This is a genomic window from Chryseobacterium sp. C2(2020) (genome assembly GCF_014218915.1).
Classification (GTDB): Bacteria; Bacteroidota; Bacteroidia; order Flavobacteriales; family Weeksellaceae; genus Chryseobacterium; species Chryseobacterium mucoviscidosis.
Map to the genome: position 1 here is coordinate 1 of NZ_JACLCT010000047.1, position 26,671 is coordinate 26,671.

The following is a 26,671-nucleotide window of genomic DNA, read 5'->3' on the forward strand; positions in this document are numbered from 1 at the left end:
CTTATTTTTGAAAAAAGGCTCAGATTATAAAATCCAAGCCTAACTTTTCTACTTACACACTTTACGGGATAGTGTCTTCATGTTTTTTGTATCCTGTAATACTGTCCCTGATGAATTTTTAACAATATATTTTATTGATAATACATCTTGATAGTATTTTTTTGAATATAAATCAAAGAATTTGTATATATCCTTTGTTATATATAGTGTTATTTCATTACCTTCAAAATTAGCTTTATATATTCCTATATAAGGGTTCAATTCATTATTTAAATCTTTTAGATATGCATTGTTAGGTACCTCCTCATAATTTGTATTTAAAGGATATTGCTGTCCTTTACAAGAAACAATTAAAAATGTCATGATTAGGATTGATAATATTTTTTTCATGATGTGTTTGGATAAAAAGCCTCCGAAGAGGCTTTTATTACTGTTTTGTGAAAATTAGATTATCTGTTTCGGGCAAATAAACTGTTTTGTCTGCATTAGCAGAACAATCATCTCCCACGGAAGTACTGTTAGGATTGTAATCCCAGGATATTTGAGTTGGGTTAAGTTTTTTAAGTTTAACAATTCCCCATCCAACTCCACAATTTGTCCCACTATAATTTAAATCAACTGAGTTTTGAGAAACCCTTATTTTTGTACTGTGTAATTTATTATTACTATCATTATTGTTTTGAGTGTCTTGTAGAATTAATCCATTGGTGTTTTTTATTATATATTTTATTATTAGTGCATCACGATAAAATTGTTTACTAACGCGTTTCTCCAATTTATTTTCTTCCTTTGTTATAAATAATGTAATTTCATTACCCTCGAAGTTCGCTTTATAGGTTCCTATATAGGGATTTAATTCGTTATTTAAATCTTTTACCTGTGCATTGTTAGGAATATTATCTAATGCTGTATTTATTGGCAATATTTGTTGTGATTTACAAGAAACCACAGCAAAAATTATTAAAAGTAAAACACTTTTCATTATTGTTTTGTGAATATTAGATTATCAGTTTCTGGAAAATAAACTGTTTTATCAGCAGTAAGAGGACAATTATCACTTATCGAAGTACTATCAGGTCTATATTCCCAAGATATTTGGGTTGCACTTATTTTCTTTAAGAAAACATCTCCCCAACCTATACCACAATTAGTTCCACTGTAGTAGAAAATAATTTTATTTTCATATGGTCGTGTTGCAATACTATATAATTCAATATTTGGCACATTAGAATTTTGAGTATCCTGCAAGATTACACCTGAATTATTTCTCACTATATACTTTATTACTAAGGCATCTAAATAATATGTTTTTCCAGTACTTTTCTCTAATTTATTTTCTTGTTTTGTAATATATAGTATTATCTCATTTCCTTCAAAATTAGATTTATAAATTCCTATATATGGATCTAATTCATGATTTAAATCTTTTACATAGGAACCTTGAGGAATGTTTCTAAGAATTGTATTTAGTGGCAAAGTTTGTCCTCTAGAAGAAACAATTACAAATGACATAAGTAGGATTGATAATAGTTTTTTCATAATATGTTTGGTTAAAAAGCCTCCGAAGAGGCTTTTATTACTGTTTTGTGAAAATTAGATTATCCGTTTCAGGCAAATAAACTGTTTTATCAGCAGTAGAAGGACAATCATCTCTCAAAGAGGTACTGTTAGGACTGTAATCCCAGGATATTTGAGTCGTGCTAAGCTTTTTTATAGTCACTTTACCCCAACCAACTCCGCAATTAGTTCCGTAATAATATAATACGACAGAATTTTCAGTAGGTCTTGTACCAATACTATATAGTTGATTGGAAGAGCTATTTTGATTACTCTGTAAAATTAACCCACTGACATTTTTTACAATATATTTTACAACTAAAGCATCACGATAAAATTGTTTACTAACTCGTTTCTCCAATTTATTTTCTTCCTTTGTTATAAATAATGTAATTTCATTACCCTCGAAGTTCGCTTTATAGGTTCCTATATAGGGATTTAATTCGTTATTTAAATCTTTTACCTGTGCATTATTGGGAATATTATCTAATGCTGTATTCATTGGCAATGTTTGTGCTTTACAGGAGTTTATTATTGTAATTAATCCTATAAATATTATGCTTTTATAAATCAATTTCTTCATAATGTAATTTTAAATTATTTTTTATGGACATGGAATAGCTGTTGTATGTAGCCCATCAGGATTTAGAGTAATATTGTTAATAATACCATTGTCTTCTATTCTTTGTAAAATTATTTTATTAGTTAAGTTCATTGCCTTAAGTGTATCAAAAAATAATTTTTCTAAACCTTCATTTGTTATTTTTCCCATACTATCAATATAAGTTGTACCATATACACCTGTTGGATTTGTAAGATCAAATTCTCTATTCTGATAATCAATATTAAAATTATCTAAATCTAATTGTGAAAAACTTGTCAAAGCATCATCGTAGGTACCATCGAATCTTATAATATAATGGTACGTTTTAAACCCCGAAGGACAGCCTGAACAAGTTTTTTTCACGATCATACCAAAATAAGCATTTTTATGTTCTCCGGCAGGCTGCGCTCTTGCAAATGCCAACAAATTATTATCGATATCCGGAGGTGAATGCATAGGTATACCTGCAGGGGTATGATTGTGATACCCTCCCTGATATCCTGCTTTAACCCCCAAATCTACCTCGTGTTTTCCTCCATTTATAATGCCTGTAACGGTACCATCTTTTTTTACTTTAAAGCCTATTTCTCCTTTTGTTAATGATTTCTTTTTAAGACTGTCTAATTTAGTCTGAACCTCAGGATTATTCAGTGAATTTTTTGTTTTTTCGCAGGGATTACTTAAATTCGGGATATTCGGAGAAGTAGGAACTCCTATTGGGCAAGGATTATATACTGCAACAGGATCAAGGGGATTTTGAAATACTTCGGTGATACAATTGTCATTTCCTGCATTGCCTCCTCCGGTTCCATCATCAGATCCTGTATTTCCGGAACCTCCTTCATTTCCTCCGCCACCACCAGATTAACAAGACCAGTAGCCTATAGTATATACCTGTGGCTTAATCTCTGCTGTGCAGTTTACCCAGTCGCTTATATTGCTTTGGTTATGGATATGCTGGCTGCAATCTTGCCAGATGGTTTCTTGGACGTAAGAACATTCCTGTACTTTAGATAAGGTAATATTGGTACCTGCTTCTGTAATCGTTGTTTTTCCTTTAGTATCCACCGGTATCCCCTCCATAATATTCTGTTTTTCCTGTTGGGTAAAATTATAACGGAATAATAATCCTTTGTAAGTTCCATCGGGAAGTGGCGTTAATACCAGATTTTCAACAGGTGCGTCTATGGAAGCATTCTCCCTTACAATATTAAAAGTGTAGGTATGGTAATTCGGTCCGTTTTCTATATAGATTACATCATTAGTATTAATGGTAACGCCGTTTACGGTTTTTCCCGATACATTGTATTGTGAAGATCTCAGCAAAGTCTGAGCTTCTGAGATTTCTGGCATAAGCTTTAGCCTGTGTTTACTTTCAGCCAGAGACATTCTTCTGGAGGTTAGCTGAAACTGGCTGCTGTTCTCAAAAATTTCTTTTTCAGGAAGCATATCATTCCTGCAGGAGTAAGAGACGAGAAACACTGCCACAAGAGACAGCCACGAAATCATTTTTCTCTTCATAGTCATTTTGTTTTTTTAGTGGGTTAAATATAATTCTTTTTCTATATAGATGCATTTTTTTGTTTTGCTTGCACCAGATGTATTAAAAAAAATTCGATCTATATATGAACAGAGACAAAACTATTATTTATTTTGAGCGGACATCATAAGAATTTTTATATTTTTGATAAAAATTCTTTTAGATATGAGTATAGGAACCAAAGTAAGACAGTACAGGGAAGCGAAAAACTGGTCGCAGGAAGATCTTGCCATGCGTCTTGATACCACGCAGACCACGATCTCGAATATTGAGTCTGACAAAAATATTCCCAACTCTTTACTGCTGAATAAAATTGCTCAGGAACTGGAAGTTAATATTAATGATCTCCTTAATGATTCCACAAATAATATAATGACTAATAGCGAGTTTAGTGATAATGCTGTTGCTGCCCTTAATCAATACAATCCTGTGTTTAATATTCAGTCTCCTGAAATGCTGGAAGCAATCCTGAAAAATCAGGAGCAGATAGCCAAACTTATCGATTCGCAAAATAAATTGATAGAAAAACTGTTAAAAGAAAAATAGGGAGAAGTATTCTCGGGCAGAGAATACTAAAACCCAAACAGGTTCTTAGTTTCTCGGGATGAGAAAATTCAGCCTGAAAAGAGAGGCACTCCGTCTCGCTCCGAGAAAGTGTAAACCCAAACGGTTTGGCTTCGTCTCGGGCAGAGAAAGTATAAACCCAAAAATAAAGACACAAATTATACAGCAGATAAAGAAAAATTAATTCAAAAAAAAATACACAATGGAAAAATTAAAACTTACTTCGGTACACATCCCGTCGTTACACCATGCAGAATTTGGGCAGTTCATGGTTCGTTTCTTTGAAGATTTTGCCCAGACGTCTTTAGACGCCAGTACAGACGGAGACTTTAAAACTCTGTTTGATAAAATACAGAATCAGCTCCCTGCCTACAACAGCGCACTGGACCAGATACGCGCCAGTGAAGAAACCGAGAAAATTGCCGGTGCAGATAAAGTAAGAGACAAAGATGTACAGGCTCTTAAAGATTCTTTAAAGCCTTACAGGAATGCAAAAACAGATGCCGAAAAAGATGCTTATACTTCCCTGAAGCTTTTACTGGATCAGTACAAAGGAGTAGAAGATGCCGCTTATGAAGAAGAAACCAATAAGCTGAATCTGCTGGTTGCAAAACTTCAGTCTCCCGAGTATAGCTCCCATGTAGCCACATTGGGGATTGTAAAATTTGTAAATCATCTCGCAGATTCCAACACCGCTTTTAATGATCTGTTTTCTCACCGCTCTTATCAGACATCACAAAAGCAGGTGTATGATGTAAAAGCACTGCGAAAAACCTTAACAGATGATTACAGACAGATGACAGACTATATCTCTGTAATGGCAAACTTAAAAGCAGACCCTTTTTATAAGGATGTTCTGGCGGTTGTTAATAATCCGAGAAAATATTTCTCCGATGTAGTTGCCAAAAGAAAAGGAAAGCCGTCTCCATCCCCTGAAAAATAAATATTTAAAATAGAAAAGCACAGATTTGGTCTGTGCTTTTTGTTTTTCTATGAATTCATTTTCAAATTAAAACAATAGTTTTTTCTCTTTTAATCGGATACAGGTTTATTTATCAAATGATTTCATAAATTTGATAAAACAAGTACATAAAAAACACAAAGTATGTATCAGCAGATTATAAATTATTTTGAACGCGTTGCCGCTTTAAATGAAACCGAAAAAGATCTTCTTAAAGAGCTGTTTGTCCATAAAAGCTACAAAAGAAAAGAACTGCTGCTACATGAAGGAGAAATATGCAGCAAGTTCTGTTTTATTTTGAAAGGTTGTATGCGGATGTATATGGTGGATGAAAAAGGAACCACTCATATTCTTCAGTTCGCTGCCGAGAACTGGATTATTGTTGATGCACTGAGCTTTAGAGAGCGCACTGCTTCAAACCTCAGCATTGATACACTGGAAGCTTCCGAAATTCTGTACATTACTCCGGAAAACTTAAAGCTGTTATATGAAAAAGCTCCGATATTCAATTATATTATTCGTGAGCTGCTGGAGAAACATTTAACAGCTATCCAAAGAAGACTTCTGCAATACATGAGTTCTACGGGCGAGGAAAGATATCTGGCTTTCCAGAAAACTTATGCGCAGTTTGCCAACAGACTTCCTCAAACCCAGATTGCTGCTTATTTGGGCATCACTCCCGAACATTTAAGTAAAATACGCAAAGACATTACCAAACTCAGACATTTTATTTCTTAAGATACATTAAGGGTAAGAGGCACTGTGCCGTTCTACATTTGCATTATCAAATTAAAATAAATGAAAATGCAAAATGTACTGATTGTCTCAGGACACCCCAACTTAGAAATATCTCATGCGAATAAAGCCGTTTTAGAAAATATTTTAAAACTGTTTCCCGATGCCGATATAAGCCGTTTAGACCAGCTTTACCCCGATTTTCAGATTGATGTAAAATCTGAACAGGAAAAACTTGTAAATGCGGATGTCATTATCTGGCAGTTTCCCCTGCACTGGTATTCTTTTCCGGCTTTGATGAAAAAGTATATTGATGATGTGTATGCTTTCGGTTTTGCGCACGGCGCAGGCGGAGATAAGCTGAAAGGTAAAAAGCTGATTCTGTCATTCACTACAGGCGCTTCAGAAGATCTGTATGATTATGGAAAAGCAATGAATTATCCGGTTGATGATTTTCTGCCTCCGCTTATCCAGACTGCAAAACTTTGCCGGATGGAAATTCAGGAGGCTGTTTATTCCATGGGAATGCAATATATCCCGGGTGTTTACCCGATCGAAACTTTAGAAATGGTAAAAGCGAAAGCAAAAGACCATGCCAACAGATTAGCTACCGTAGTGAGTGAGGGGTTAATGATTAAGAAAGACTAAAAAACAGATTTCATTCATAGAAATTACATTGATATAACAAACTGAAAAATAAATCCAAACAAAACAAAGAGATGAATATAGTATTAAAACCTGTTCTTTGCGTTGTTACAAGCAACGATGTAAAAGGATCTACAGGTATTCCGACAGGATTTTGGTTAAGCGAATTAACGCACGTTTTAGACCAGCTTGAAAAAATGGGCTTACAGTATGAGCTGGCTTCTGTAAAAGGCGGAGATCCTCCCATTGATAAAGACAGCCTGGATATGTCTGATTCTGTAAATGAGCATTATTTTAACGATGAAAAATTTCAGCAGAAATTAAAGAATACCATTAAGATCGATGATGCAGATGCTTCCAGATATTCCACAATATTTTTTGCAGGCGGTCATGGTACCATGTGGGATTTTGCAGACAGCGAAGGCATACAGAGAGTTACGAAAGAAATTTATGAAAACGGAGGCTTTGTTTCTGCGGTTTGCCACGGTCCTGCAGCATTAGTGAATGTTACATTAAGCGACGACACTTATCTGGTAGACGGTAAAAAATTAGCTGCTTTTACCAATGACGAAGAAGCGGAAGTTCAGGCTACGGATATTGTTCCTTTTCTTCTGGAAACCGCTTTGACAGATCATGGAGCATTGCATCATGCAGCATCCAACTGGGCAAAAAATGTAATCGCGGACGGACGTCTTATTACAGGACAAAATCCGGCTTCCGCGGGAGGGGTAGGAGAAGAGCTGGCAAAACAGCTTACGAATAGCAACAAATAAAATTCAACAATGAAAAATTTACAAGGAATAGTATTAGGAATATGGTCTTGTCTCAGGATGAAATGGATACCATTGAATCCCTTTTCCGAAATGCAGACATAGATACCAAAAGTTCCTGAGAAGAATCTATGGTGTAGTTTTTTTGCTTACCCTGTAAAATATAAACGTATTTCTTAAGATAGATTAAGGGTAAGAAGCCGATACGCAGCCTAAATTTGCAGTATTAAAACAGTTGATAACAATTTAAAATGATAAAAATGAAAACAGTAATCGCCAACGTAATTAACGATTTAGCTAAAATTCCAAATCTGGACGAATTAATGCCTAAAGAAATGGCAAGAGCAACAGAACTGGTAGAACAGGGAACATTAAAACATCTGTTTATAAAGGATGATCATATGGGAGCCGTATTGGTTTTAGCAAATGTAAATGCAGAAGAAGCCAAAAAAGTAATGGAGTCTTTCCCGATGTTTCCTCATTTTCAGGAAATTATCTATACCGAAACAGAACAATCTTTTTAAGCCTTACGCAATAGAAAGCCAGTAGTATTGCTGACTTTCTATTTTTACTAAAACGAGGTTTTTGTTCTGAACATTTCTGCAGGCAAACCATTCATTTAAAATAGGATAAGCACAAAGATCAAAAATCAAATACAGAAAAAATGAATCTTAAGATCACAATAAACAGCAAAGTATTTAAGGTTAATCTACAGGATAACGCCACTGCTAAAGCCTTTAAGGAATTATTGCCTCTTACGCTTGATATGAAAGAGCTTAACAGCAATGAAAAGTATGCGGAATTATCTGAATCCTTGCCTGTTAACGCGTCAATTCCCGGGAAGATTCAGAATGGAGATCTCATGCTTTATGGAAGCAATGTTGTAGTATTGTTTTATAAAACGTTCTCCACTTCTTACGCCTATACCAAAATTGGAAATGTAGATCATGCAGATGATTTGGCAGATGCTTTAGGCTCAGACCATGTACTCGTAAAATTTGAATCAGACTCACCATATGAAACCGTTTATAATGAAAAATAGAGTCAAAATATTTATCATGACCTTATTCGCTTTAGGAATTTCCTTCAGCCAGGCTCAGCAGTCAAAAACTAAAAAATTAAACACAATGGAACAGGCAGACCAATATACTTTCCGGTTGCACGAAAATGTATTACGCAAAAAAGTAAGCTTCAAAAACCGTTACGGAATTACCCTTGTTGGAGATCTGTATACTCCAAAAAATACATACAGCAAAGCGCTTCCTGCATTGGTGGTAAGCGGACCTTTCGGAGCCGTGAAAGAACAGTCATCAGGATTATATGCGAACGAGCTGGCTTCCCGGGGTTTTATCACCTTAGCTTTTGATAATTCTTTCACAGGAGAAAGCGGTGGTGAAGTCCGTAACGTAGCTTCCCCCGATATTTTTACGGAAGATTTTTCGGCGGGAGTAGATTATTTAGGATTATTGCCGAATGTAGACCGTGAAAAAATTGGGGTTATGGCAATATGCGGATTAAGCGGAATGGCGTTAACTGCCGCGACAAGCGACAGCCGGATAAAAGCTGTAGCCACGGCTTCCATGTACGATATGTCCCGAAGCATTTCAAAGGGATATGCCGATTCTTATACTGATGAACAGCGTCACAAAATTATCGATTATCTGAGTGAGCAACGCTGGACAGACGCGAAAAACGGTAAATATGATGTGGCTTTGCATGAAATTCCGTTTGATGATAAAGGAAACTTAATCATTATAAAAAGCGGATTGCCGGATCAGCTTCCTCCCGATTCCAATCCTGTTTTAGCGGCATTTTACGATTATTATAAAACGCCAAGAGGATTTCATCCGAGATCCATTAATTCTACAACAGCATGGACGGCTACAACACCAGTTGCCTTCTTCAATTTTCCTATGGCAGCCAATATAAAAATGATTTCACCGCGTCCGATTTTGTTGATTGCAGGAGAAAAAGCACATTCCCGTTACTATTCTGAAGATGTCTACAAATCAGCTTCCGAACCAAAGGAATTGTATATTGTTCCCAATGCTAATCATGTTGATTTGTATGATAAGATGGACAAAATTCCATTTGATAAAATTGAGTCTTTTTTCAAGATGAATTTAAAATAGAACTAAAGAAAGTCTACCGAAAAATAATAAGAAGCACAGATTTGGGTCTGTGCTTTTTTCAAAATTAAAAATTACTTTTAGTCTTCTACCGGATATTTAAAATGATCTATTTTAAAGATTTCGGAGGGCAAAAGTTCACTTTCCAGAAGTCCCCATCGATCCCGGTTCCCGAATCCGAAAAACCATAATTCAGTCTCAATTATTTTATCTTTTTCATCAAAATTTTCTTTAATCGTACTGTTTCTTTTTGATTTCCAAAAGAAGTTATAAGTGCCAAGAATCTCCGTTTCCAACTGAATTTTTGCAGTATCAAAATGCAGTTGTTTTAAGATGCTTTCAAAGGTTATTATAAATTCTTTCCAATGATACTCAATTTGTTTATAAGTCGCTCCAAATGTTATAACAGGATCTTCATAATATGAATGCTCGGAAATTCCCAAACCAAACATTTCAGTCCTGAACATCCAGTCTTCGTTTCCTAAGTTTATTATAATTTCTCGTGCTTCTTCATGCTTATTTTCAATGACAATCCTGCCATGAACTATCGACTGAAATCCCATGCTTTAAATTTTTAGTTTAATTTTTTATGTTACGAATTCTGCTTCATGTAATTTAGCAGATTGAGAATGTGTTGCTGTGTGTGGCTTTCAAAAATGAATTTGAAAAACCAAAGACCATCCGAAAGACTGTTGTTTTCAATTCTCCATTTAGTTTCAGTAAGATCAAGAATAATATCGTTTAAATCATCAACAGCATCATCAATAGCAAGATCTTCTCTGTCATTAATAGCTGTGATATTATACACTGTCTTGTAAAAACCAAAGTTGCTAAAATTGCTTATTATATTTTTTCTTATATCCGGAAGTTTGGATTTGTCAAATTTTGGATAATCATTACTGTCAAACGGATCTGTAATTTCAAAATAATGAAGATATATCTTTACCAGATTGCGTTCCAACGATTTTTCTTTATCTTCATTTTTAACATTGGATTCCATTCCGTATTTGATAATTTCATCAATTGCCGAAATTAGTTCTGTCATTTTAATGCTGTTTGTTGTTAGAATCCTCTAAGGAAACTTCTCTATATTATTTTTTACAAGCTCATAAAGACGTTCTTCAAGGAGCGGTTTCAGGAGGTTAAATTTCTCTTCTGCTGCAATAAATTCTTTATTGTTGCGCAGCTCGTTGGTGGCTTTTACGTAATTATTATGGTTTTTTGAAGTTTCATATTTCTCGTAAAAATAATGGGCAATGGATCTGGCTTTTTCAAGATAATCTGCAAGTTTAGTTAGATTCAGCTTTATCCTCATTTGTTCCGTTACCATGTCGAGATGATGAAATAAAGCACTCTCAAAATCTTCCCAGTTTTCAAAATAGAGCCATTCCATTACAGTCATAAAGCTGTATAAATCGTTTGGGAAATCTTTTATTTCGTTGGGATCATTAAGAAAACTGCTTTTCCAATTATATTTTTTTACAATTGCTGAAAAGACTTTATCCAAAACTTCCTCTTTATCATGATCTTTTTTTAGAATAAGCTCCGTTGCGGTAAAATATTTAGTTTCAATTATTTTGATGGTCTGCTTAATATCAAAATTATTTTCCTGAAGATGATGAAGAGCAATTTCAGCTTGTACTTCGGTCTTATTCACAATGATCGAAACGCGTTCTTCTGTAAAATACTTTTCAGCTTTATCTGTATTTCCTTCGGCTTTTTCTAACAAAGCTAAACCCTGTCTGTCTCCGATAGGGATGCGTTGCTGTAATATTTCAAGCTTATCTTTATACATTTCACTCATGCGGAACAAATTTTTAGGATCAATCAGCCAACCAGTGTACTGTCGGTAATTTCCCAGTTGTTTATCTCTAAGATCACTTGCGTAGAACCAAATCTAAGCCTTCCAATCGCTATTTTCCAGGATACAGGATCACTGAAACTCTCCGGAAGATCAATTTCATGAATGTTTACAGGCATTTTATAATTTACCAGACCTTTGATATCCTCTGCGTGAAAATCTTCAAGGTCAGCTCTTGCAAAATCCTTGTATTTTTCTAAATGAACATTAATTAATTCTAACAGAAAATCAATGTGCTTTTCTTTTAATCCGGTGAGTTTAATTTTATTCTCATTTCCGCCGTGTGTTCTTAATTCTTTATTGATGGGTGCTAAAAGTTTTTTCAATTCGTCCCTTTTCGTACTGCTCATGTATTTTGGTTTTAACGGTTAATTTAGAATCTGAAATTTAAGATTAAAATTTTTATCAGTTTGAAAGAATAGACCATTTTGTTTTTTTTATGTGGTTTAGCATTTAAAATGAGATAAATAAGAGTTCTAATATTTTTGTAAGTTTGTGAAAACAATGCAGACTACAAATGAATTTTGAAGATTTTATCATATCCCCAAGAAATTTCAGGACAGAAAACTGGCAGATCGGGGCGGGAATTACGAAGGAAATAAAGGAAGACAGTATTGTGCTTCTTTTCGTTTCGGATTACAGAGGCGCGAACGGTGATGCGGAAGTTCAGGATTTTTCAGGAATCAGGAACGAGTTTTACAAACTGTCGCAACTGGATTTTGAAATTCCTATTGTGGATCTTGGAGACCTTGTTTCAGGAAAATCTGTTCAGGATTCTCACTATATTCTGCAGGAAGTATTGTCGGCTTGTCATTACAAAAGAGCCATTCCGGTAATTGTGGGCGGTTCCAATGATTTTGCGTTTTCGCTTTTTTCGGCGCTTAACTTCCATACCAAAAGCATCAATTATACCCAGATCAGCAATATTATTTCGCTCAAACAGGGCGAAATGATTAACGAACATACCTTTTTAAGTAAGATTTTCGGAGCGAAAACTTTTTCCATTAAAAATTACCATCATTTAGGCTACCAAAAACATCTGAATGAAGCAGATTCGGTAAGATTAATCAAAGAAGTTGAGTTTGATATTATCCGTCTTGCCGAAATGATGAATTCCACAGAAAAAACAGAGCCGTTCTTCAGGAAAGCGGATCTGGTGACTGTAAATTGTGATGCCATCGAAAGTTTCAGCGAACCATTCTCCATGAATCCGCAGGTAAACGGACTGAACCGGAGAGAAGTCTGCGCATATATGAAGGAAATCGGCCTAAGTGAAAATTTAAAATCGGTCGGAATTTTTAATTATAATATTTATTCCGAAAACCAGCTTAATCATCAGCTTTTAGCACAAATGATCTGGTATCTCATCGAAGGAATCAATATTCAGCGGTCACACCCGAAAGAAAGATATTATGAAATGTTTTATGTTTTGGTAGACGACAGACAATATGCCTTCAAACGCGATACCTTCAGCAATCTTTGGTATTTCGGGGAGGATGAAAATATAGAAAACTGCGTTCCCTGCTCCCGAAAAGATTTTGATGATGCCAAAAAAGGCTGGCTGAATGCACGACTGACGAAAATATAATGTATGAAAATTGTTCCCTCAAAAATTTCTGTTATTGTTCCCGTCTACAACGTTGAAAATTATCTGGCAAAATGTCTGGATTCTTTAGTTAATCAAACCCATCAGAATATCGAAATTCTGGTCATCAACGACGGCAGCAAAGATAATTCAGAAAAGATTATTCAGGAATATGCTCAGAAATATCCCGAAAAAATAAAACCATTTACCAAAGAAAACGGTGGGCTGAGTGATGCCCGGAATTTTGGGATCGACCGTGCAACGGGAGATTACCTTGGGTTTGTAGACAGTGACGATTATGTTGCGCCTTCCATGTTTGAAGAAATGGCTTATCTTGCGGAAAAACACCAGTCGAAAATGGTGATCTGCAATATTCAAAAGGTTGATCAAAACGGAAATATTACGCAAAAGCTCACCCAGATTCCCAATATGCCCGAAAAAATTGATCTCGAGAAAAACCTTTCTGTTTTTTCCGATCTCAGCTATTTTGCGTGCAATAAATTGTTTAAAAAAGAACTTTTTCGGGAAAAGAGATTTAAAAAAGGAGTTCATTTCGAAGATATTCAGCTTATTCCGCAGCTTTTGCTGGAGTGTGACACGATTTCACAGACCCAGAATTTCCATTATCAGTATCTGGAACGTACCGATTCTATTACCAAAACGCACACAGAAAAAGGGCTTGATATTCTGAAAGCCGTAATGGATGTGGAAAAGGTGTTTGGGGAATCCAAATATGCGGACAGAAAGGAAGAACTTAAAAATTTTCAGATTTTTGAAGGAGTCTATTCTTTTCTGGCTTATCTTGCTTTTGTAAAAGATGAGAAGGTTTTTTATAACATGTCGGAAAAATTAGAGATATTTATAAAAGATAGAAGGCTGAAATTGAAAGATATATTGAATTATAATCGTTTTGATAAGAATTATCTGCTATCTTTGCCACTGAAAAAAAAGATATTTTATCTGCTGTTTTTTGCAGGACAGAAAAAGCTGATAAGAAAATTAGTGTAAACACAAATGTAAGTACTGTGTTGCGTTGCTCATGAGCCGACAGAAGGTTTTTAAGTCGCTGAACCTTCTAAGTACTTGAATAGAAGAAAAATGAAGAATTTTGAATTGTTCTTAAACCAGTCGGGGATTCCTATTTTTTATGTAAAAGTAGGCTTTGGTTTTTTGTTCTCTTTTTTAATTACCTATTTCTCCGTTCCTACGATTATCAAGATTTCCCGAAGGAAAAATTTAATGGACGAACCCGGAATAAGAAGTTCCCATCTCCGGAAAATTCCTAATCTTGGAGGGATTGCCATTTTTTATTCCATTGGAATCTGTGCTTCTATTTTCGCTTACGAACTTTTCGATCTCTATAAATTTTTATTTGCTTCTCTCGTTATTCTCCTGTACATCGGAGTGATGGATGATATTGTGGTAATGAGAGCCTATAAAAAGCTGGTCGCACAGATTGTGGTTTCGGCATTTATAGTTATTGGTTCAGACATAAGGATCAGAAGTCTTTTCGGGATTTTTGGGATCTACGAGATGAGCTATTTTATAAGCGTTATGTTTAGTATTGTTACTTTCATCATCCTCATCAACGCATTTAATCTCATCGACGGAATAGATGGTCTTGCTGGAGGATATTCTGTAATATGCAGTGCCCTTTTCGGAATCAGTTATTACAGATTGGGAGAATATAATTATCCTCTGGTTGTTTTATCTGCCATAATCATCGGTGCAGTTCTGGCATTTTTATATTATAACTTATCAAATTACCGAACCAATAAAATATTTATGGGCGATACAGGTTCCATGCTTTTAGGATTTCTTTTAGCCTTTACTTCTATTTGTTTTATTGATATTTTCATCGACAAAAAACTTCCCGGAGTTCCGAGATATCATCTTCAGTCTGCTCCGGTAGTAGCGGTAGCGATATTAATTCTGCCCATTGTGGACACCCTGAATGTTATCATTGTAAGATTAATTAATAAAAAATCGCCATTTGATGCAGATAAAAACCATATCCATCATAAATTGCTGAAGCTTAATCTTACACACAGAAGATCAAGTTTTTATATCGTTGTGTATTACCTTTTTATTGTAACAGTAGCTTATTATTTCAGACATATAAATGTAAATCTTCTATTACTGATTATACTTTTCCTGGGTTTTTTAGGAGCTTATATTCCAGATTTTATTTATCTTTTGAAGAATAATAAAAAGACTATCAATTAAATCTTTACTTTTGCAAACAACTTGAAAAATATGATGAAGAATTGTAAGCATTTATTACTTTTAGCCCTGCCGCTTTTAATCACCACCTCTTGTATCACTACAAAAGATGTACGATATATGCAGCCCAGTGAAAGCCTTGTTATTAACGAAGAAGGTTTGATCCCTTATAACATTCCGGTTTACAGAATTACGAAGAACGATATTTTGAACCTTAATATTGTGACAACTCCTAAAGGAGATGCTGCACAGTTTTATTCTTCCATGAATACTTCCGGATCTGCCACAGCGCCTTCTACAAATACGATTGCTACGGGAGGAGGAATGATGTCTTCCGGTGGAGGAAATACCGGAGGAAATGTGGTTTTCTATTTTAATGGTCTTAAAGTAGATGCCAACGGAGATATTAATGTTTTCGGTATAGGATTTATAAAAGCAGAAGGAAGAACCATTGCGGAAATCAGCAGTGAAATTCAGGATAAGGTTAATGAAAACTTTCAGGAAGGTAAATCTGAAGTACGTTTAAATACCAACGGAATTACATTCTATGTTTTAGGAGATGTAGAAACAACGGGAGTTACCGGCGAAAAAGTAGTTCATAAAAATACACTTACCATTACGGAAGCTTTAGCAATCAGTGGTGGATTAAACAGAACGGTTGATCGTAAAAATATCGTAATTCACAGAAAATTACCGGAAGGAATTAAAAAAGCGATCATCGATCTTACTCGTGAAGATGTTATGAATTCTCCTTACTATTACGTACAAAACGGAGATGAAATCTATCTGAATACAAGAGCGAAAAGTCTGAACGGATTGGGCAAAGATCCTATCCAGACCTTAACAACAGGAGTTTCAGTGATTACCACTGCATTGTCGATCTATCTACTTCTAAAAAACCTTTAATATTATGATTCCAGGAAAAGAAACAAAGGTAGAAAAAGCAGATTCGCAGAAAGATAAGCACGGAAGTTTCGCTTTATTTGATATTGAACACTTTTTACGCAGAGTGCTGAGAAACTGGTACTGGTTTGTATTAATGTTTTTTATTGGCTACGGAATTTCATGGATGTACAGTAAATATTATGCCCAGAATATTTATGCCTCCAACTTATCTTTAAGTATTTCCAATAATACTTCAAGCTACTTTACACCAAGCCAGTCTATTAACTTCATCTGGGGACAGGGAGGAAATCAGGACGGAGTTTACCTTAAAAAAATGCTTCTATCCAGAACCCACAATGAATTTCTGATTAAAGAGCTTGATCTTTTTGTAAATTATTCTACAAAAGGAGTCATTAAATCAACCTATCTGGATAAAGACGACTCTCCTGTTTTTTTACAGATCGACAGAAAGCACGGTCAACAGGTAAATTATCCAATCACTCTGGTTCCAAAAGGCGGAGATTCTTATGAAGTGGTATTGCCTGAAGAAGGGCAATCGCCTAACCTGTATAGTTTTGAATCTGAAAGTTATACAACCATTAATCCGTTTGAAAGACCTGCCAATAAAATTATTCGTGTAGGAGATTGGTATACCTCACCTAATCTGAGATTCAGGCTGTTAAAAAATCCTGTAAAACCGAAAATTAAATTAACCAATATTATTGTCAGCTTAAATACTGTTAACCAGACCGTTAATGATATTGTTTCTACTATTAGTGTGGAATTTGATAAGGAGATTAATACGATTATGATTATCAGCAAGACCGGTTATAATCTTAACAGTACAGTGAACTTCCTTAATATGTCTGTAAAACAGCTTCAGAAAAAAAGACAGGCAGATAAAGTTTTGGTAGATCAGAATACCAATGTTTATTTAAAGGAAAATCTGGATAATATCAGAAAAAAATTAGATTCGAGTGCTAATGTTCTGAATTACATGAAAACAACAGAAAAACTGTACGATATTAAAGACAGGGATGAAAAGTCTTTAACAGAAATAAAAGATCTTGAAGCAAAGAAGGCAGATATTGAAAGTAAAATAAGCTCTCTGAATCAGATTAAAAACAGCTTGGAAAGCCAGAATTTCGAAAAAATGATCAGTACCAATGCGGCTGGTTTTCAGGACGGACTTTTCAGTGCTTCTGTTGCAGAGCTTAAAGCCTTATATCTTAAAAGAAGAGAGATGGCTTTAATCTATAAGCCTAATTCTGAACCCATGAGAGAAATCAACAGGTTGATCAATGAAGCAAAAGTCAGTTCAAATGGTGCTTTAAGAAATTATTATACAGCTTATTACACAGAAATTAATAAAATTAACCAGAAAGTAGGAGATGCAAACTCCGAATTGGCAACATATCCTGAAAAGCAGAGAAAATATTTGGATGCAGAGAGAGGATATAACATGATTGAAGCTACTTATAACAGTTTACTGACGAGACAGAATGATACTCAGCTAAGAATGGCAGCAAATCAATCGGATATCAGCGTAATCGACCCTGCAAAAAATGTAGGACAGCCGCCGATAGGTCCTAATATAAAGGCAACAAAAGCGGCAATTATCGGAGGACTTCTTGCTTTGCCGTTACTGTTTATTCTGCTGGGAGAGATACTGGACAGCAAAATCAGAAATATTAAAGAATTGCTTAATGCAACTAAAATTCCGCTTCTTGGGGTTATCGGAAACAATAATCATGAAAATATGCTTACCGTTCTGGATCAGCCAAAATCTTCCGTTTCGGAAGCATTCAGAGGGGTTAGAGCCAATGTAAGATTCTTATCCGGAGAAAATGGAGGAAGTAAGGTTATTTTGGTAACGTCCTCAGTTGGAGGCGAAGGGAAAACCTATGTATCTATTAATTTAGCTTCTGTTCTGGGATTAAGTGATAAGAAAACCATCCTTTTGGGAATGGATTTAAGAAAGCCTAAGATTTTCGGAGACTTTAAGATTGATAATAAATTCGGAATTTCAAACTATCTTACAGGAGAAGTAGAAATGAGCCAGATTATCAACAAAACAAGAATTCCGAACCTTGATGTGGCGACTTCGGGACCTATTCCTCCGAATCCGTCCGAGTTATTAATGAGTGATAAAAATATCAAGTTCATTGAAGACCTTAAAAAGATATATGATTTTATCATCATCGATTCTCCTCCGGTAGGTCTTGTTGCAGATTCTTACGAGCTGATGAAACACTCAGATGCCAATATTTATGTAGTTCGACACGAGTATACAGAGAAATATATGCTGAAAATGATTACAGAAAAATATCATGGCGGAGAAATTGGGCACTTAGGTCTTGTGTATAACGACTATAATACGAAGCAGGGATATGGTTACGGATATGGTTACGGATACGGTTATGGTTATGGATATTTTGATGAAGACAAAAATTACAAAGAACCAATGCTGATAAGAATTAGAAATAAAGTACAGTCATTATTCAATAAAAAATAATACATTTAAGCCCTCATTTAATGGGGGTTTATTATATCATGATAATTTTCATTCTATTAAAAAAAGAATAAATTTGCTAGTTTGTCGTTTACTTTATAACAAATTATGTTTTTTTGTTTATTTTTAACTAAACATTAAGATTATCATTAATATAAAAAAGTTTTATATTTGCAAAAATTAAATTTTAAAATAACCATAAATCCATATTCTTTTATGAATAGAAAATTATTGTTTAGCTTCCTTGCCGCTCTAGGAACTGTGGTAAGTGTTAAAGCACAAAGAAACGAACTTGGAGTTCGTCTAGGTATGAGTAACCTAGTTGGGGATATAGGGAGAACGAATTATATTTTACAAAAGCCATTGGATTTAAGTAAAGCGTCAGATTGGGGTGTTCCTTTTTATGGTGGAATTTTATACAGATTTAATTTTAATCCTCACCAGACTGTAAGATTGGATCTTGGATATAATCAGATCCAATTTAACGATAAGGTGGCGAAAGAAGAATATAGAAAAAACAGAAACTCATTCGGGAAAAATAATGTTTACGAAGCAAGCTTAGTCTTTGAATATAATTTCTTCCCGGTAAACAACGAGCAGAAAAGTATGGTAAGCCCATATATTTTCGGTGGGGTAGGAGCTTTAATGTTCGATGCGCCCAAAGCTACGTTAGTTAATGATTTCAGAAGAGATGCAGATGGTGTGGCGCAGGCTCCAATTAATGAGCTGGATTTTACAACAACTCCGGTGTATTCTACAGGAACCAAAACCACAATGCATATTCCTTTTGGAGTAGGTTTAAAATATAAATTTAATTATAACTGGGCAATTTTTGCAGAAGCTACATTCAGATATACGCTTACGGATCAGTTGGATTACAGCAAAATTCAAAGCAAGGATGTAGTGGCTACATATAACGGAGATATTCTGAGCCCCGTTACAGGCGGATCTCTTTTGCAGACAGATGCTTATTATGTAGTGTCTAAAGAAAGAGAAGCTGCAATTATAGGAGAAAGGAACGTTGGAGACTTTAAGTCTAAAGACTGGATAAATACCGTGAGTCTTGGGCTTACTTATTCGTTTGGAAGACCTCCATGTTATTGTGATTAATATGTCGTTGATAAAAGATAAAATAGATCCTGAGAATTTACCACAGCATGTGGCTATCATCATGGATGGTAACGGAAGATGGGCAAAATCTCGTGGCGAAGAAAGAACCTTTGGTCACAAGAATGCCATTGATGCGGTAAGAAATGCCATAAATGCGTGTAATGAGATACATATTCCGTATTTAACTCTTTATACCTTTTCTTCGGAAAACTGGAACCGTCCGGCAGAGGAAGTAAATACTTTAATGAATTTACTTGTAGAAACCTTATTGCTTGAAGCGGAAGAAATTTTCAGCAAAGGGTTAAGAATGCACGTTATTGGAAATCTCGAAAAACTTCCCTCACTTGTAAAAGATCAGCTTTTACGCGTGGTGGAACTTACAAAAGAAAACACAAAAGGCAATTTGGTACTGGCAATCAGCTATGGTTCGCAGCATGAAATACTAAATGCCGTTAAAAGCATCAGCGAAGATGTAAAGAAAGGAAAGGTAGACATTGAAGACATCGATGAAAAATTATTCGAAAGTCACCTCTACACAAAAGATTTTCCACCCGTAGATCTTTTAATAAGAACCAGCGGTGAGATCAGAATCAGTAATTTTCTCCTTTGGCAGATCGCCTATGCAGAACTGCAGTTTTTAAACGTTCTGTGGCCGGATTTTTCAAAAGATATTTTCTTTCAGTGTATTGTAGATTATCAAAACAAAGAAAGAAGATTCGGTAAAACCGGAGAACAGATAAAAATTCAGTAAAATTTAAGAAAAGAAAGACTACGATAAAATGAAGTTTAGACTATTACCCATCATTATGTTTGTTGCTTCTGCACATTTTTATGGACAGGTAACTCCACAGGACAGCACACAGGTGAGCAAATCTGTACAAGCAGAAAACCAAGCAGGGACGTACACCTTAAAAGACATCGTTGTAGATGGGGTTAAAAAATATACGCCGGCTCAGATCCTGAGATTTACAGGTCTGGTAAAAGGAGAATCAGTAGATATTCCGGGGCAGAAAATCAGCAATGCGGTAAAAAAACTTTGGGACACTCAATCTTTTTCTGAAGTAGAAGTGTATGTGCAAAGTATTGAAGGCGAAACTGTTATTCTGAAATTTTATCTGCAGGATCTGAAGGATCTTGGAGAGGTTAAATTTACGGGTAAAGGAATCGGAAAGTCCAAAAATGAAAAAATGGCTAAAGACAATAATCTGAAGCCGGGAACAAAAATTACACAGAACTTAGTTTCAAGTCTTAAAACAAACGTTCCTAAAGATTTCATTAAAAAAGGATATGCAGATGCTAAAATTTCCATTCAGGAAAAAGTAAATGCAGGAGATCCTAATTTAGTAGACTGGACGATCAATGTAGATAAAGGCAAAAGAATCAAGATCGATCATATTGAATTCGAAGGAAATCAGTATGTATCCGACAGAAAACTTAGAAAAAAAGCCTTTAAAGAAACAAAACAAAAAAGATTCGGTATTGGCGGAATCCTGAAATCTTCAAAATTCATTGAAGACAAATATCAGGAAGACAAGCAAAACCTAATCAGCTATTATAACTCTTTAGGATACAGAGATGCTGCTATTGTTTCGGATTCTGTTTGGAGAAACAAAAGAAACAATTACGAGATCAACGTAAAACTTAAGGAAGGAAAACAGTATTACATCGGAGATATTACATTTACCGGAAATACGGTGTATTCTACAGACTATTTACAAAGACTTTTAGGATATAAAAAAGGAGATATCTACGATGCGGTAGGCTTCAATAAAAAAGTAGGAGAAGACGGAGGTAAAGAAGACGATTCGGATATCAAATCCAGCTACATGAACAACGGTTACCTTTTCTCAAACGTTACACCGGTTGAAAAATCTGTAGACGGAGATAAAATCAATCTTGAAATCCGTATTAACGAAGGTGAAAAAGCAACTTGGAATAAAGTAACTTGGGAAGGTAATACAACTACCCATGACCACGTTATTCTTAGAGCTTTAAGAACAAAGCCGGGAAATTTATTCGCTAAAAGTGATATCAAGAGAACATATTTCGATTTAGCCGGAATGCAGTTTTTTGATCCTCAACAGGTTGGGCAGGATATTCAGCCGAATCAGCAGGATAATACGGTAGACATCAACTGGAAATTAGTGGAGAAAGGTTCATCTCAGGTTCAGTTACAGGCTGGTTACGGAGGTAACAGCTTCATTGGAACTTTAGGATTAACATTCAATAACTTCTCCTTAAAGAATTTCCTTAAATTCAAAGACTTTAAGCCGGTTCCTCAAGGTGACGGACAAACGTTATCACTTCAGGCACAGGCTGGACAATACTTTCAGAATTACGGAATTTCATTTACAGAACCTTGGTTGTTCGGAACAAGACCAACTGCACTTTCTGTAAGTTTAAATAACTCAAGAGTAAAATATTCTGATGTTTACGGAAATGCACAGAAACTGAATATTTTCTCAGCTTCAGTAGGATTGAACAGATATTTGAGATGGCCGGATGATTATTTCTCATTGTATACAGGTCTTCAGTACCAGAAGTATGACTTTAAGAACTATCCGTTCCAGTTTGGAGATGCTACAGAATATTATGGTTCTGCCAACAACTTAAGTATCAACTTAGGATTAAGCAGAAACTCTGCAGGTATCGACCCAATTTTCCCGACAGTTGGTTCTAATATAGACTTATCGGTGAAATTTACATTGCCATATTCTGCATTCAACAATAAAGATTACTCTACTTTAAGTCCTACAGAGAAATACAAGTGGATGGAATTCTATAAAGTGAAGTTCAAAGCAGATGTTTATAACGAGATTATTGGTAAATTGGTATTGAGATCTTCTGCGGAAATGGGCTTCATGGACGGATATAACTCTAAATTGGGAGCACCGCCGTTTGAAAGATTCTATGTAGGAGGTACTGGGTTATTCGGAGGTAGATATGATGGTAGAGAATTAATTCCGTTAAGAGGTTATGAAAATGCTTCTACCTACGGAGGAACTTCTGAAGATATTACTCCAACAGGAGGAGGTACTATTTATAACAGATTTACGTTAGAATTAAGATACCCGATTTCATTGAACCAGACTGCAAAAATTTATGCATTAACGTTCGCGGAAGGAGGTAACGTTTGGAATTCTTGGGGAAATTATAATCCATTCCAGTTGAAAAGATCAGTAGGTATCGGTGTAAGAGTATATATGGGAGCATTTGGTTTAATTGGATTTGATTTCGCTTACGGATTCGACAAAACAGTTTCAGGAACTGAGCCTTCTGGATGGAAGACACACTTCTTGATGAACCAATCATTATAATCCACCCTATGAAAAATTTTAGAATTGTTTTATCATTTGTTTTATTCCTGCTTTTCGGTTTAAGCAATGCACAGAAAGTAGGCGTTGTAGATACCGAATACATCCTGAATAAAATGCCTCAATATAAAGAAGCCGAAGCAAGACTGAATGCACAGATTGATACATGGCAGTCCGAACTTCAGAACCTTCAGTCTGAATACGAAAGAAAAAGATCTGCTTTTGAAAGTGAAAAAGTCCTTTTAATCGGAGATCAGCTTAAATTGAGAGAAAAAGAAGTAATGGATCTGGAAAAAAATATCAAAACAACAACCAGTTTACGTTTTGGTGCCACCGGAGAAATTAAGAAACTGAGAACAAATCTGGTTCAGCCTTTTCAGGATCAGATCTGGGAAGCTATCAAAACAATGTCTGAAAAGAATGGTTTGGCGATAGTTTTAGATAAAACAAGCAATAATGTTATTTTTCTTCAGAAAAGATCCGACTATTCGGATAAAGTTTTGGCAATCTTATTAAAAGATGCTGAACCCAAAGAAAAAGGCAAAACAAAAAAATAAAAGTTTAACTTTTATTACATTTACAAATCTAAAAACAAAATTAAATTATTTATTTACCAGTTATGAAAAAATTAAGTGTATTATTTGCAGCGGTAATGATGGTTGTATCGGTAGGTATGGCAAAAGCTCAAAAAATTGCAACTTTAGATGTTATAGGAATTCTTAACGCAATGCCTGAAAAGAAAAAAGCAGATGCGGATCTTAAAACTTTCTTAGATACTAAACAGGCAGAAATCAAGAAAAAAGCAGACGCAGGACAGGCTAAATTAAAGCAGTATTCTGAAGAAGCTCCAAAGAAAACAGCTGAAGAAAACAAAGCAAGAGAAGCAGAATTGGCAAAAATGCAGGAAGAAATCCAGCAGATGAACGATAAAGCTCAGAAAGATTTCGTGGCTAAGCAGGATGTTGCTTACGAACCAATCGAGAAAAAACTGAACGAGGCGGTTTCTAAAGTAGCAAAAGCTAACGGTTATGACTATATAATGGATGCAAATTCTTCTGCATTCGTATTCAAAGGAGGACCAGATGCAACAGCTGCAGTGAAAAAAGAATTGAATATTCAGTAATTTTTTAGAAATTAATAAATATTTATAAACATGAACCATCTCACTTCGAGGTGGTTTTTTTATTTTTGCGGAATGGAAAAAGAAGTATCAACCACGGTAAAGGTCAGATTCAGCGACTGCGATCCCATTGGTCATTTAAACAACGTGAAATATCTGGACTATATGTTCAATGCCAGAGAAGATCACGTAGAAACATTTTATGGTTTCACGTATGAAGAATACACCAAAATGACGGGATGCACGTGGATTGCAATTCAGAATGAAATAGCCTATTTAAAGGAAGTACGGTATAATACCTCGGTTGTTATCAGCAGCAAGACCATTGAAGTGGCAGACAGAACGGCAAAAGTAGAAATCCTGATGAAAAGTTTAGACGAAAAAACAATTCATGCAGTATTATGGGTTACGGTAATCTACTTCAATGTTAAAACCAGAAAATCGGAAGTACACCCCGAAGAAATTAAAGAAACATTCAATAAGTTTTATGTAGATTTGGAACAGAAAGATTTCCAGTCGAGAGTTAAATATTTAAGATCACAAAACGCGAGAAACTCATGATGAAAAAAATTTTAGTAGTAGGAGGAAACGGGCAGTTAGGAAACTGCATCAGAAAAATTGCTCCGGATTTTGAGCTGGATTATGAATTCATTTTTACAGATTCACAGACTTTAGACATCACCAACGAAGATCAGATCAATACTTTTTTTACGGAAAATAAACCGGATTACTGCATCAACGCTTCAGCTTATACAGCGGTAGATCTTGCCGAAACTGAAAAAGAAAAGGCTTTTGCGGTAAATGCAGAAGGAGTGGCTTCCCTTGCACAGGCGTGTAAAGATGCTAAAACAACGTTTATCCACGTTTCCACAGATTATGTCTTTGATGGAGAAACCAATTTAAGTTATTCCGAAGACGATTTCACAAGTCCGATCGGAGTATACGGAGAATCTAAATTAAAAGGAGAAGAGCTTGCACTGGAAATTAATCCTAAAACCATTATTTTAAGAACTTCATGGCTGTATTCCGAGTTCAATAAAAATTTTGTGAAAACAATGCTCAATCTTTTTTCTCAGAAAGACGAGTTGGGAATTGTGGCAGATCAGTTCGGGCAGCCTACCAATGCGAACGATCTGGCTGAAGCCATCATGGACATCATTGAAGCAAAAGAAAAAAAATACGGCGTTTTCCACTTCTCAAACTATCCCGAAACAACCTGGTTTGAATTTGCAAAAAAAATAGCTGAATTTTCTAAATCCTCAGTTAAATTAAATCCTTTAACTACCGAGCAATATCCTACACCGGCAAAAAGACCGAAAAGAAGTACAATGTGTCTGGATAAAATTGAAGAAACGTATAAAATAGAACCCAAATATTGGGAAAACAGTCTTGAAGAATGCGTTACCATTCTTACACAATAATATATATAGAATGAAAAATCTCATCATTGTTGCTTTCGCTTTTCTTACCCAGCTTTGCAGCGCACAAAATGTGTATCTTACGAAAGTTCAAAAAACGAAAGAGAATACCGATAAATTCCTGTACAAAATTAATGAAGAAATAAAAGATGCCGAATATTTGGGCGAAGTCGAAGTTCAGGGATTCTGGAAATACGACGATGAAGTTTTTTCATTAGTGTATAAGAAGGCAAAAGAAATCGGAGCCAATGCATTTTCATGGAAACCTTTTGAAAACATCGATGGAACTCCCCAGAATTTCAATCCTTCCAATTACAGATTAAATCTTTATTTTCTTCCAAAAGATCAATTCAAAGATCAGACAGGGTATATGTATATTTTCGCTTCTTCAGAAAAAGATCAGAAAATTGCGATCAATAAAACCGATTATATGCTTTCACCAAGATCATACTTAAAACTGAAAACGATTCCGGGTGAAGTATATACAATTTCCACAAAGAAGCTATTAGGCTCAACCATCAAAATCCAGCCTAAAGACAATAGTTCTAATCAGTATTTCCAGATTTCGGCTACAAAAATAAAATCAGACGAAAGTGGAGTAGGCGGACTTAATCTAAAAAGCGGCGATATTATAGGTCTCGAAAAATCCTACGGTGAATTTTTAAGTACTATATATAATAAAGAAAAGCAGAGTAATTAAACTCTGCTTTTTCATTTGTAAATAATTTCCTTGCTTCCTCAAAAAACTTTTCTTCTTCATCTTTTTTCTCAGCCCACAAACTCCTTTCTCTCCAACACTTCCACCCTCAAACCATCCATTTCCCATTCAATCCAACAAAATTTTTCTTCAGAACTCAATATTTCCGTCTGTTTTCCATGATTTCACTCCCCACTCAACGGTTTTTCCAGAACTAAAAATATCAAATCGACTCTTGTGGAAAACTATGGATAATCATTTAAACTCAAATAAACCAGTATTTTATAATCTAATGTTACCCACAATAAGCATTCCAGTGTAAATATTATGTTAAATATATTTGGAAGAGGAAGGTTAAAGTCTCTATCTTTGCCCCACTGAAAACGAGAGAGGATCAGTAAGCGCAGAAGAGCTTTTAGACAAGCATATAATTTACGATTC

32 protein-coding genes are annotated in these 26,671 nt (G+C 35.2%); 21 read left to right on the forward strand and 11 right to left on the reverse strand.

What is annotated here, in order from left to right; all coding sequences use genetic code 11:
* Nucleotides 1–48: 48 nt before the first annotated feature.
* The 6 genes from H6W52_RS18815 to H6W52_RS18840 all read right to left on the reverse strand — a co-directional run bounded on the left by H6W52_RS18815 (nucleotide 49) and on the right by H6W52_RS18840 (nucleotide 3,682).
* Complete coding sequence (locus H6W52_RS18815) at nucleotides 49–390, reverse strand: DUF6705 family protein (protein WP_185216896.1); 342 nt, start codon at nucleotides 388–390, stop codon at nucleotides 49–51.
* A gap of 37 nt (nucleotides 391–427) precedes the next feature.
* On the reverse strand, nucleotides 428–982 hold the full coding sequence (locus tag H6W52_RS18820) for a DUF6705 family protein (protein ID WP_116099665.1): 555 nt from the start codon (nucleotides 980–982) through the stop codon (nucleotides 428–430).
* Entirely contained in the window at nucleotides 982–1,539 is a 558-nt protein-coding gene (locus H6W52_RS18825) for a DUF6705 family protein (RefSeq protein ID WP_116099664.1), read from the reverse strand. The genes H6W52_RS18820 and H6W52_RS18825 overlap by 1 nt, the downstream gene beginning before the upstream one ends.
* Nucleotides 1,540–1,576: 37 nt before the next feature.
* Nucleotides 1,577–2,140, reverse strand: a complete 564-nt coding sequence (locus H6W52_RS18830; RefSeq protein WP_185216898.1) for a DUF6705 family protein — start codon at nucleotides 2,138–2,140, stop codon at nucleotides 1,577–1,579.
* Nucleotides 2,141–2,161: 21 nt separating this feature from the next.
* Complete coding sequence (locus H6W52_RS18835) at nucleotides 2,162–2,677, reverse strand: hypothetical protein (protein ID WP_116099838.1); 516 nt, start codon at nucleotides 2,675–2,677, stop codon at nucleotides 2,162–2,164.
* Nucleotides 2,678–3,025: 348 nt separating this feature from the next.
* Nucleotides 3,026–3,682 carry a hypothetical protein gene (locus tag H6W52_RS18840; protein WP_123892022.1) on the reverse strand — a complete coding sequence of 219 codons (657 nt, stop codon included), beginning with the start codon at nucleotides 3,680–3,682 and terminating at the stop codon, nucleotides 3,026–3,028.
* Nucleotides 3,683–3,866: 184 nt separating this feature from the next.
* On the opposite strand from H6W52_RS18840, the gene H6W52_RS18845 reads away from it, so the two are divergent.
* The 8 genes from H6W52_RS18845 to H6W52_RS18880 all read left to right on the forward strand — a co-directional run bounded on the left by H6W52_RS18845 (nucleotide 3,867) and on the right by H6W52_RS18880 (nucleotide 9,508).
* A complete protein-coding gene (locus tag H6W52_RS18845; RefSeq protein WP_116099836.1) occupies nucleotides 3,867–4,247 on the forward strand; it encodes a helix-turn-helix domain-containing protein in 381 nt (126 codons plus the stop codon).
* A gap of 220 nt (nucleotides 4,248–4,467) precedes the next feature.
* The gene (locus H6W52_RS18850) at nucleotides 4,468–5,208 is read left to right on the forward strand and encodes a DUF6261 family protein (protein ID WP_116099835.1); all 741 of its coding nucleotides are present in this window, start codon (nucleotides 4,468–4,470) and stop codon (nucleotides 5,206–5,208) included.
* 162 nt (nucleotides 5,209–5,370) lie between these two features.
* A complete protein-coding gene (locus H6W52_RS18855) occupies nucleotides 5,371–5,964 on the forward strand; it encodes a Crp/Fnr family transcriptional regulator (RefSeq protein ID WP_116099834.1) in 594 nt (197 codons plus the stop codon).
* Between the two features lie 66 nt (nucleotides 5,965–6,030).
* Nucleotides 6,031–6,609, forward strand: a complete 579-nt coding sequence (locus tag H6W52_RS18860) for an NAD(P)H-dependent oxidoreductase (RefSeq protein WP_116099841.1) — start codon at nucleotides 6,031–6,033, stop codon at nucleotides 6,607–6,609.
* 71 nt (nucleotides 6,610–6,680) lie between these two features.
* Nucleotides 6,681–7,379: a type 1 glutamine amidotransferase domain-containing protein gene (locus H6W52_RS18865; protein ID WP_116099833.1), complete on the forward strand. Its 699-nt coding sequence runs from the start codon at nucleotides 6,681–6,683 to the stop codon at nucleotides 7,377–7,379.
* A 257-nt stretch (nucleotides 7,380–7,636) separates the two neighbouring features.
* On the forward strand, nucleotides 7,637–7,900 hold the full coding sequence (locus H6W52_RS18870; RefSeq protein WP_076396619.1) for a muconolactone Delta-isomerase family protein: 264 nt from the start codon (nucleotides 7,637–7,639) through the stop codon (nucleotides 7,898–7,900).
* 140 nt (nucleotides 7,901–8,040) lie between these two features.
* Nucleotides 8,041–8,418 (forward strand): cyclophilin-like fold protein, encoded by a 378-nt coding sequence (locus H6W52_RS18875; RefSeq protein ID WP_116099831.1) that lies wholly within the window; start codon nucleotides 8,041–8,043, stop codon nucleotides 8,416–8,418.
* On the forward strand, nucleotides 8,408–9,508 hold the full coding sequence (locus H6W52_RS18880) for an alpha/beta hydrolase (RefSeq protein WP_116099830.1): 1,101 nt from the start codon (nucleotides 8,408–8,410) through the stop codon (nucleotides 9,506–9,508). The genes H6W52_RS18875 and H6W52_RS18880 overlap by 11 nt, the downstream gene beginning before the upstream one ends.
* 77 nt (nucleotides 9,509–9,585) lie before the next feature.
* Here H6W52_RS18880 and H6W52_RS18885 read toward each other — a convergent pair whose 3' ends face one another.
* From H6W52_RS18885 to H6W52_RS18900, 4 genes are read right to left on the reverse strand one after another with little or no spacing between them, the layout of a single operon-like run.
* Nucleotides 9,586–10,068, reverse strand: a complete 483-nt coding sequence (locus tag H6W52_RS18885; RefSeq protein WP_087708400.1) for a hypothetical protein — start codon at nucleotides 10,066–10,068, stop codon at nucleotides 9,586–9,588.
* 29 nt (nucleotides 10,069–10,097) lie between these two features.
* Nucleotides 10,098–10,550, reverse strand: coding sequence for a hypothetical protein (locus H6W52_RS18890; RefSeq protein WP_116099829.1), 453 nt, complete (start codon nucleotides 10,548–10,550; stop codon nucleotides 10,098–10,100).
* A gap of 27 nt (nucleotides 10,551–10,577) precedes the next feature.
* Nucleotides 10,578–11,309 carry a hypothetical protein gene (locus H6W52_RS18895; protein WP_116099828.1) on the reverse strand — a complete coding sequence of 244 codons (732 nt, stop codon included), beginning with the start codon at nucleotides 11,307–11,309 and terminating at the stop codon, nucleotides 10,578–10,580.
* Nucleotides 11,310–11,332: 23 nt separating this feature from the next.
* Nucleotides 11,333–11,716 (reverse strand): hypothetical protein, encoded by a 384-nt coding sequence (locus H6W52_RS18900; RefSeq protein ID WP_087708406.1) that lies wholly within the window; start codon nucleotides 11,714–11,716, stop codon nucleotides 11,333–11,335.
* Between the two features lie 167 nt (nucleotides 11,717–11,883).
* Between H6W52_RS18900 and H6W52_RS18905 the strand changes: the two genes are divergently transcribed.
* The 13 genes from H6W52_RS18905 (at nucleotide 11,884) to H6W52_RS18965 (ending at nucleotide 26,233) form a co-directional block, all read left to right on the forward strand.
* Entirely contained in the window at nucleotides 11,884–12,954 is a 1,071-nt protein-coding gene (locus H6W52_RS18905; protein ID WP_116099827.1) for a formimidoylglutamase, read from the forward strand.
* 3 nt (nucleotides 12,955–12,957) lie between these two features.
* Nucleotides 12,958–13,959, forward strand: a complete 1,002-nt coding sequence (locus H6W52_RS18910; RefSeq protein WP_116099826.1) for a glycosyltransferase family 2 protein — start codon at nucleotides 12,958–12,960, stop codon at nucleotides 13,957–13,959.
* A 90-nt stretch (nucleotides 13,960–14,049) separates the two neighbouring features.
* Entirely contained in the window at nucleotides 14,050–15,177 is a 1,128-nt protein-coding gene (locus H6W52_RS18915; RefSeq protein WP_116099840.1) for a glycosyltransferase family 4 protein, read from the forward strand.
* 33 nt (nucleotides 15,178–15,210) lie between these two features.
* The gene (locus tag H6W52_RS18920; protein WP_087708477.1) at nucleotides 15,211–16,080 is read left to right on the forward strand and encodes a polysaccharide biosynthesis/export family protein; all 870 of its coding nucleotides are present in this window, start codon (nucleotides 15,211–15,213) and stop codon (nucleotides 16,078–16,080) included.
* A gap of 4 nt (nucleotides 16,081–16,084) precedes the next feature.
* Complete coding sequence (locus H6W52_RS18925; protein WP_116099825.1) at nucleotides 16,085–18,574, forward strand: exopolysaccharide transport family protein; 2,490 nt, start codon at nucleotides 16,085–16,087, stop codon at nucleotides 18,572–18,574.
* Between the two features lie 213 nt (nucleotides 18,575–18,787).
* On the forward strand, nucleotides 18,788–19,681 hold the full coding sequence (locus H6W52_RS18930; protein ID WP_087708414.1) for a DUF6089 family protein: 894 nt from the start codon (nucleotides 18,788–18,790) through the stop codon (nucleotides 19,679–19,681).
* A gap of 1 nt (nucleotide 19,682) precedes the next feature.
* Complete coding sequence (locus H6W52_RS18935) at nucleotides 19,683–20,432, forward strand: isoprenyl transferase (protein WP_087708416.1); 750 nt, start codon at nucleotides 19,683–19,685, stop codon at nucleotides 20,430–20,432.
* Nucleotides 20,433–20,460: 28 nt separating this feature from the next.
* Nucleotides 20,461–22,998, forward strand: a complete 2,538-nt coding sequence (gene bamA / locus H6W52_RS18940; protein WP_116099824.1) for an outer membrane protein assembly factor BamA — start codon at nucleotides 20,461–20,463, stop codon at nucleotides 22,996–22,998.
* An 8-nt stretch (nucleotides 22,999–23,006) separates the two neighbouring features.
* Nucleotides 23,007–23,552 carry an OmpH family outer membrane protein gene (locus H6W52_RS18945; RefSeq protein WP_087708479.1) on the forward strand — a complete coding sequence of 182 codons (546 nt, stop codon included), beginning with the start codon at nucleotides 23,007–23,009 and terminating at the stop codon, nucleotides 23,550–23,552.
* Nucleotides 23,553–23,614: 62 nt separating this feature from the next.
* On the forward strand, nucleotides 23,615–24,118 hold the full coding sequence (locus H6W52_RS18950) for an OmpH family outer membrane protein (protein WP_076396645.1): 504 nt from the start codon (nucleotides 23,615–23,617) through the stop codon (nucleotides 24,116–24,118).
* A gap of 72 nt (nucleotides 24,119–24,190) precedes the next feature.
* Complete coding sequence (locus H6W52_RS18955) at nucleotides 24,191–24,676, forward strand: acyl-CoA thioesterase (RefSeq protein ID WP_087708421.1); 486 nt, start codon at nucleotides 24,191–24,193, stop codon at nucleotides 24,674–24,676.
* Complete coding sequence (gene rfbD, locus H6W52_RS18960) at nucleotides 24,676–25,536, forward strand: dTDP-4-dehydrorhamnose reductase (RefSeq protein ID WP_116099839.1); 861 nt, start codon at nucleotides 24,676–24,678, stop codon at nucleotides 25,534–25,536. The genes H6W52_RS18955 and rfbD overlap by 1 nt, the downstream gene beginning before the upstream one ends.
* A gap of 10 nt (nucleotides 25,537–25,546) precedes the next feature.
* Nucleotides 25,547–26,233 carry a hypothetical protein gene (locus H6W52_RS18965; RefSeq protein WP_087708423.1) on the forward strand — a complete coding sequence of 229 codons (687 nt, stop codon included), beginning with the start codon at nucleotides 25,547–25,549 and terminating at the stop codon, nucleotides 26,231–26,233.
* A 242-nt stretch (nucleotides 26,234–26,475) separates the two neighbouring features.
* Here H6W52_RS18965 and H6W52_RS21280 read toward each other — a convergent pair.
* Nucleotides 26,476–26,671, reverse strand: a 196-nt coding sequence (locus H6W52_RS21280) for a hypothetical protein (protein WP_228457604.1), incomplete at its 5' end; no start/stop codon positions are given.

Excerpts from the sequence above, each read along its gene's own strand:
- H6W52_RS18815 (WP_185216896.1), bottom strand. The coding sequence starts at position 390 with ATGAAAAAAATATTATCAATCCTAATCATGACATTTTTAATTGTTTCT.
- H6W52_RS18820 (WP_116099665.1), bottom strand. The coding sequence starts at position 982 with ATGAAAAGTGTTTTACTTTTAATAATTTTTGCTGTGGTTTCTTGTAAA.
- H6W52_RS18825 (WP_116099664.1), bottom strand. The coding sequence starts at position 1,539 with ATGAAAAAACTATTATCAATCCTACTTATGTCATTTGTAATTGTTTCT.
- H6W52_RS18830 (WP_185216898.1), bottom strand. The coding sequence starts at position 2,140 with ATGAAGAAATTGATTTATAAAAGCATAATATTTATAGGATTAATTACA.
- H6W52_RS18840 (WP_123892022.1), bottom strand. The coding sequence starts at position 3,682 with ATGAAGAGAAAAATGATTTCGTGGCTGTCTCTTGTGGCAGTGTTTCTC.
- H6W52_RS18845 (WP_116099836.1), top strand. The coding sequence starts at position 3,867 with ATGAGTATAGGAACCAAAGTAAGACAGTACAGGGAAGCGAAAAACTGG.
- H6W52_RS18850 (WP_116099835.1), top strand. The coding sequence starts at position 4,468 with ATGGAAAAATTAAAACTTACTTCGGTACACATCCCGTCGTTACACCAT.
- H6W52_RS18855 (WP_116099834.1), top strand. The coding sequence starts at position 5,371 with ATGTATCAGCAGATTATAAATTATTTTGAACGCGTTGCCGCTTTAAAT.
- H6W52_RS18860 (WP_116099841.1), top strand. The coding sequence starts at position 6,031 with ATGCAAAATGTACTGATTGTCTCAGGACACCCCAACTTAGAAATATCT.
- H6W52_RS18865 (WP_116099833.1), top strand. The coding sequence starts at position 6,681 with ATGAATATAGTATTAAAACCTGTTCTTTGCGTTGTTACAAGCAACGAT.
- H6W52_RS18870 (WP_076396619.1), top strand. The coding sequence starts at position 7,637 with ATGAAAACAGTAATCGCCAACGTAATTAACGATTTAGCTAAAATTCCA.
- H6W52_RS18875 (WP_116099831.1), top strand. The coding sequence starts at position 8,041 with ATGAATCTTAAGATCACAATAAACAGCAAAGTATTTAAGGTTAATCTA.
- H6W52_RS18880 (WP_116099830.1), top strand. The coding sequence starts at position 8,408 with ATGAAAAATAGAGTCAAAATATTTATCATGACCTTATTCGCTTTAGGA.
- H6W52_RS18885 (WP_087708400.1), bottom strand. The coding sequence starts at position 10,068 with ATGGGATTTCAGTCGATAGTTCATGGCAGGATTGTCATTGAAAATAAG.
- H6W52_RS18890 (WP_116099829.1), bottom strand. The coding sequence starts at position 10,550 with ATGACAGAACTAATTTCGGCAATTGATGAAATTATCAAATACGGAATG.
- H6W52_RS18895 (WP_116099828.1), bottom strand. The coding sequence starts at position 11,309 with ATGAGTGAAATGTATAAAGATAAGCTTGAAATATTACAGCAACGCATC.
- H6W52_RS18900 (WP_087708406.1), bottom strand. The coding sequence starts at position 11,716 with ATGAGCAGTACGAAAAGGGACGAATTGAAAAAACTTTTAGCACCCATC.
- H6W52_RS18905 (WP_116099827.1), top strand. The coding sequence starts at position 11,884 with ATGAATTTTGAAGATTTTATCATATCCCCAAGAAATTTCAGGACAGAA.
- H6W52_RS18910 (WP_116099826.1), top strand. The coding sequence starts at position 12,958 with ATGAAAATTGTTCCCTCAAAAATTTCTGTTATTGTTCCCGTCTACAAC.
- H6W52_RS18915 (WP_116099840.1), top strand. The coding sequence starts at position 14,050 with ATGAAGAATTTTGAATTGTTCTTAAACCAGTCGGGGATTCCTATTTTT.
- H6W52_RS18920 (WP_087708477.1), top strand. The coding sequence starts at position 15,211 with ATGAAGAATTGTAAGCATTTATTACTTTTAGCCCTGCCGCTTTTAATC.
- H6W52_RS18925 (WP_116099825.1), top strand. The coding sequence starts at position 16,085 with ATGATTCCAGGAAAAGAAACAAAGGTAGAAAAAGCAGATTCGCAGAAA.
- H6W52_RS18930 (WP_087708414.1), top strand. The coding sequence starts at position 18,788 with ATGAATAGAAAATTATTGTTTAGCTTCCTTGCCGCTCTAGGAACTGTG.
- H6W52_RS18935 (WP_087708416.1), top strand. The coding sequence starts at position 19,683 with ATGTCGTTGATAAAAGATAAAATAGATCCTGAGAATTTACCACAGCAT.
- bamA (WP_116099824.1), top strand. The coding sequence starts at position 20,461 with ATGAAGTTTAGACTATTACCCATCATTATGTTTGTTGCTTCTGCACAT.
- H6W52_RS18945 (WP_087708479.1), top strand. The coding sequence starts at position 23,007 with ATGAAAAATTTTAGAATTGTTTTATCATTTGTTTTATTCCTGCTTTTC.
- H6W52_RS18950 (WP_076396645.1), top strand. The coding sequence starts at position 23,615 with ATGAAAAAATTAAGTGTATTATTTGCAGCGGTAATGATGGTTGTATCG.
- H6W52_RS18955 (WP_087708421.1), top strand. The coding sequence starts at position 24,191 with ATGGAAAAAGAAGTATCAACCACGGTAAAGGTCAGATTCAGCGACTGC.
- rfbD (WP_116099839.1), top strand. The coding sequence starts at position 24,676 with ATGAAAAAAATTTTAGTAGTAGGAGGAAACGGGCAGTTAGGAAACTGC.
- H6W52_RS18965 (WP_087708423.1), top strand. The coding sequence starts at position 25,547 with ATGAAAAATCTCATCATTGTTGCTTTCGCTTTTCTTACCCAGCTTTGC.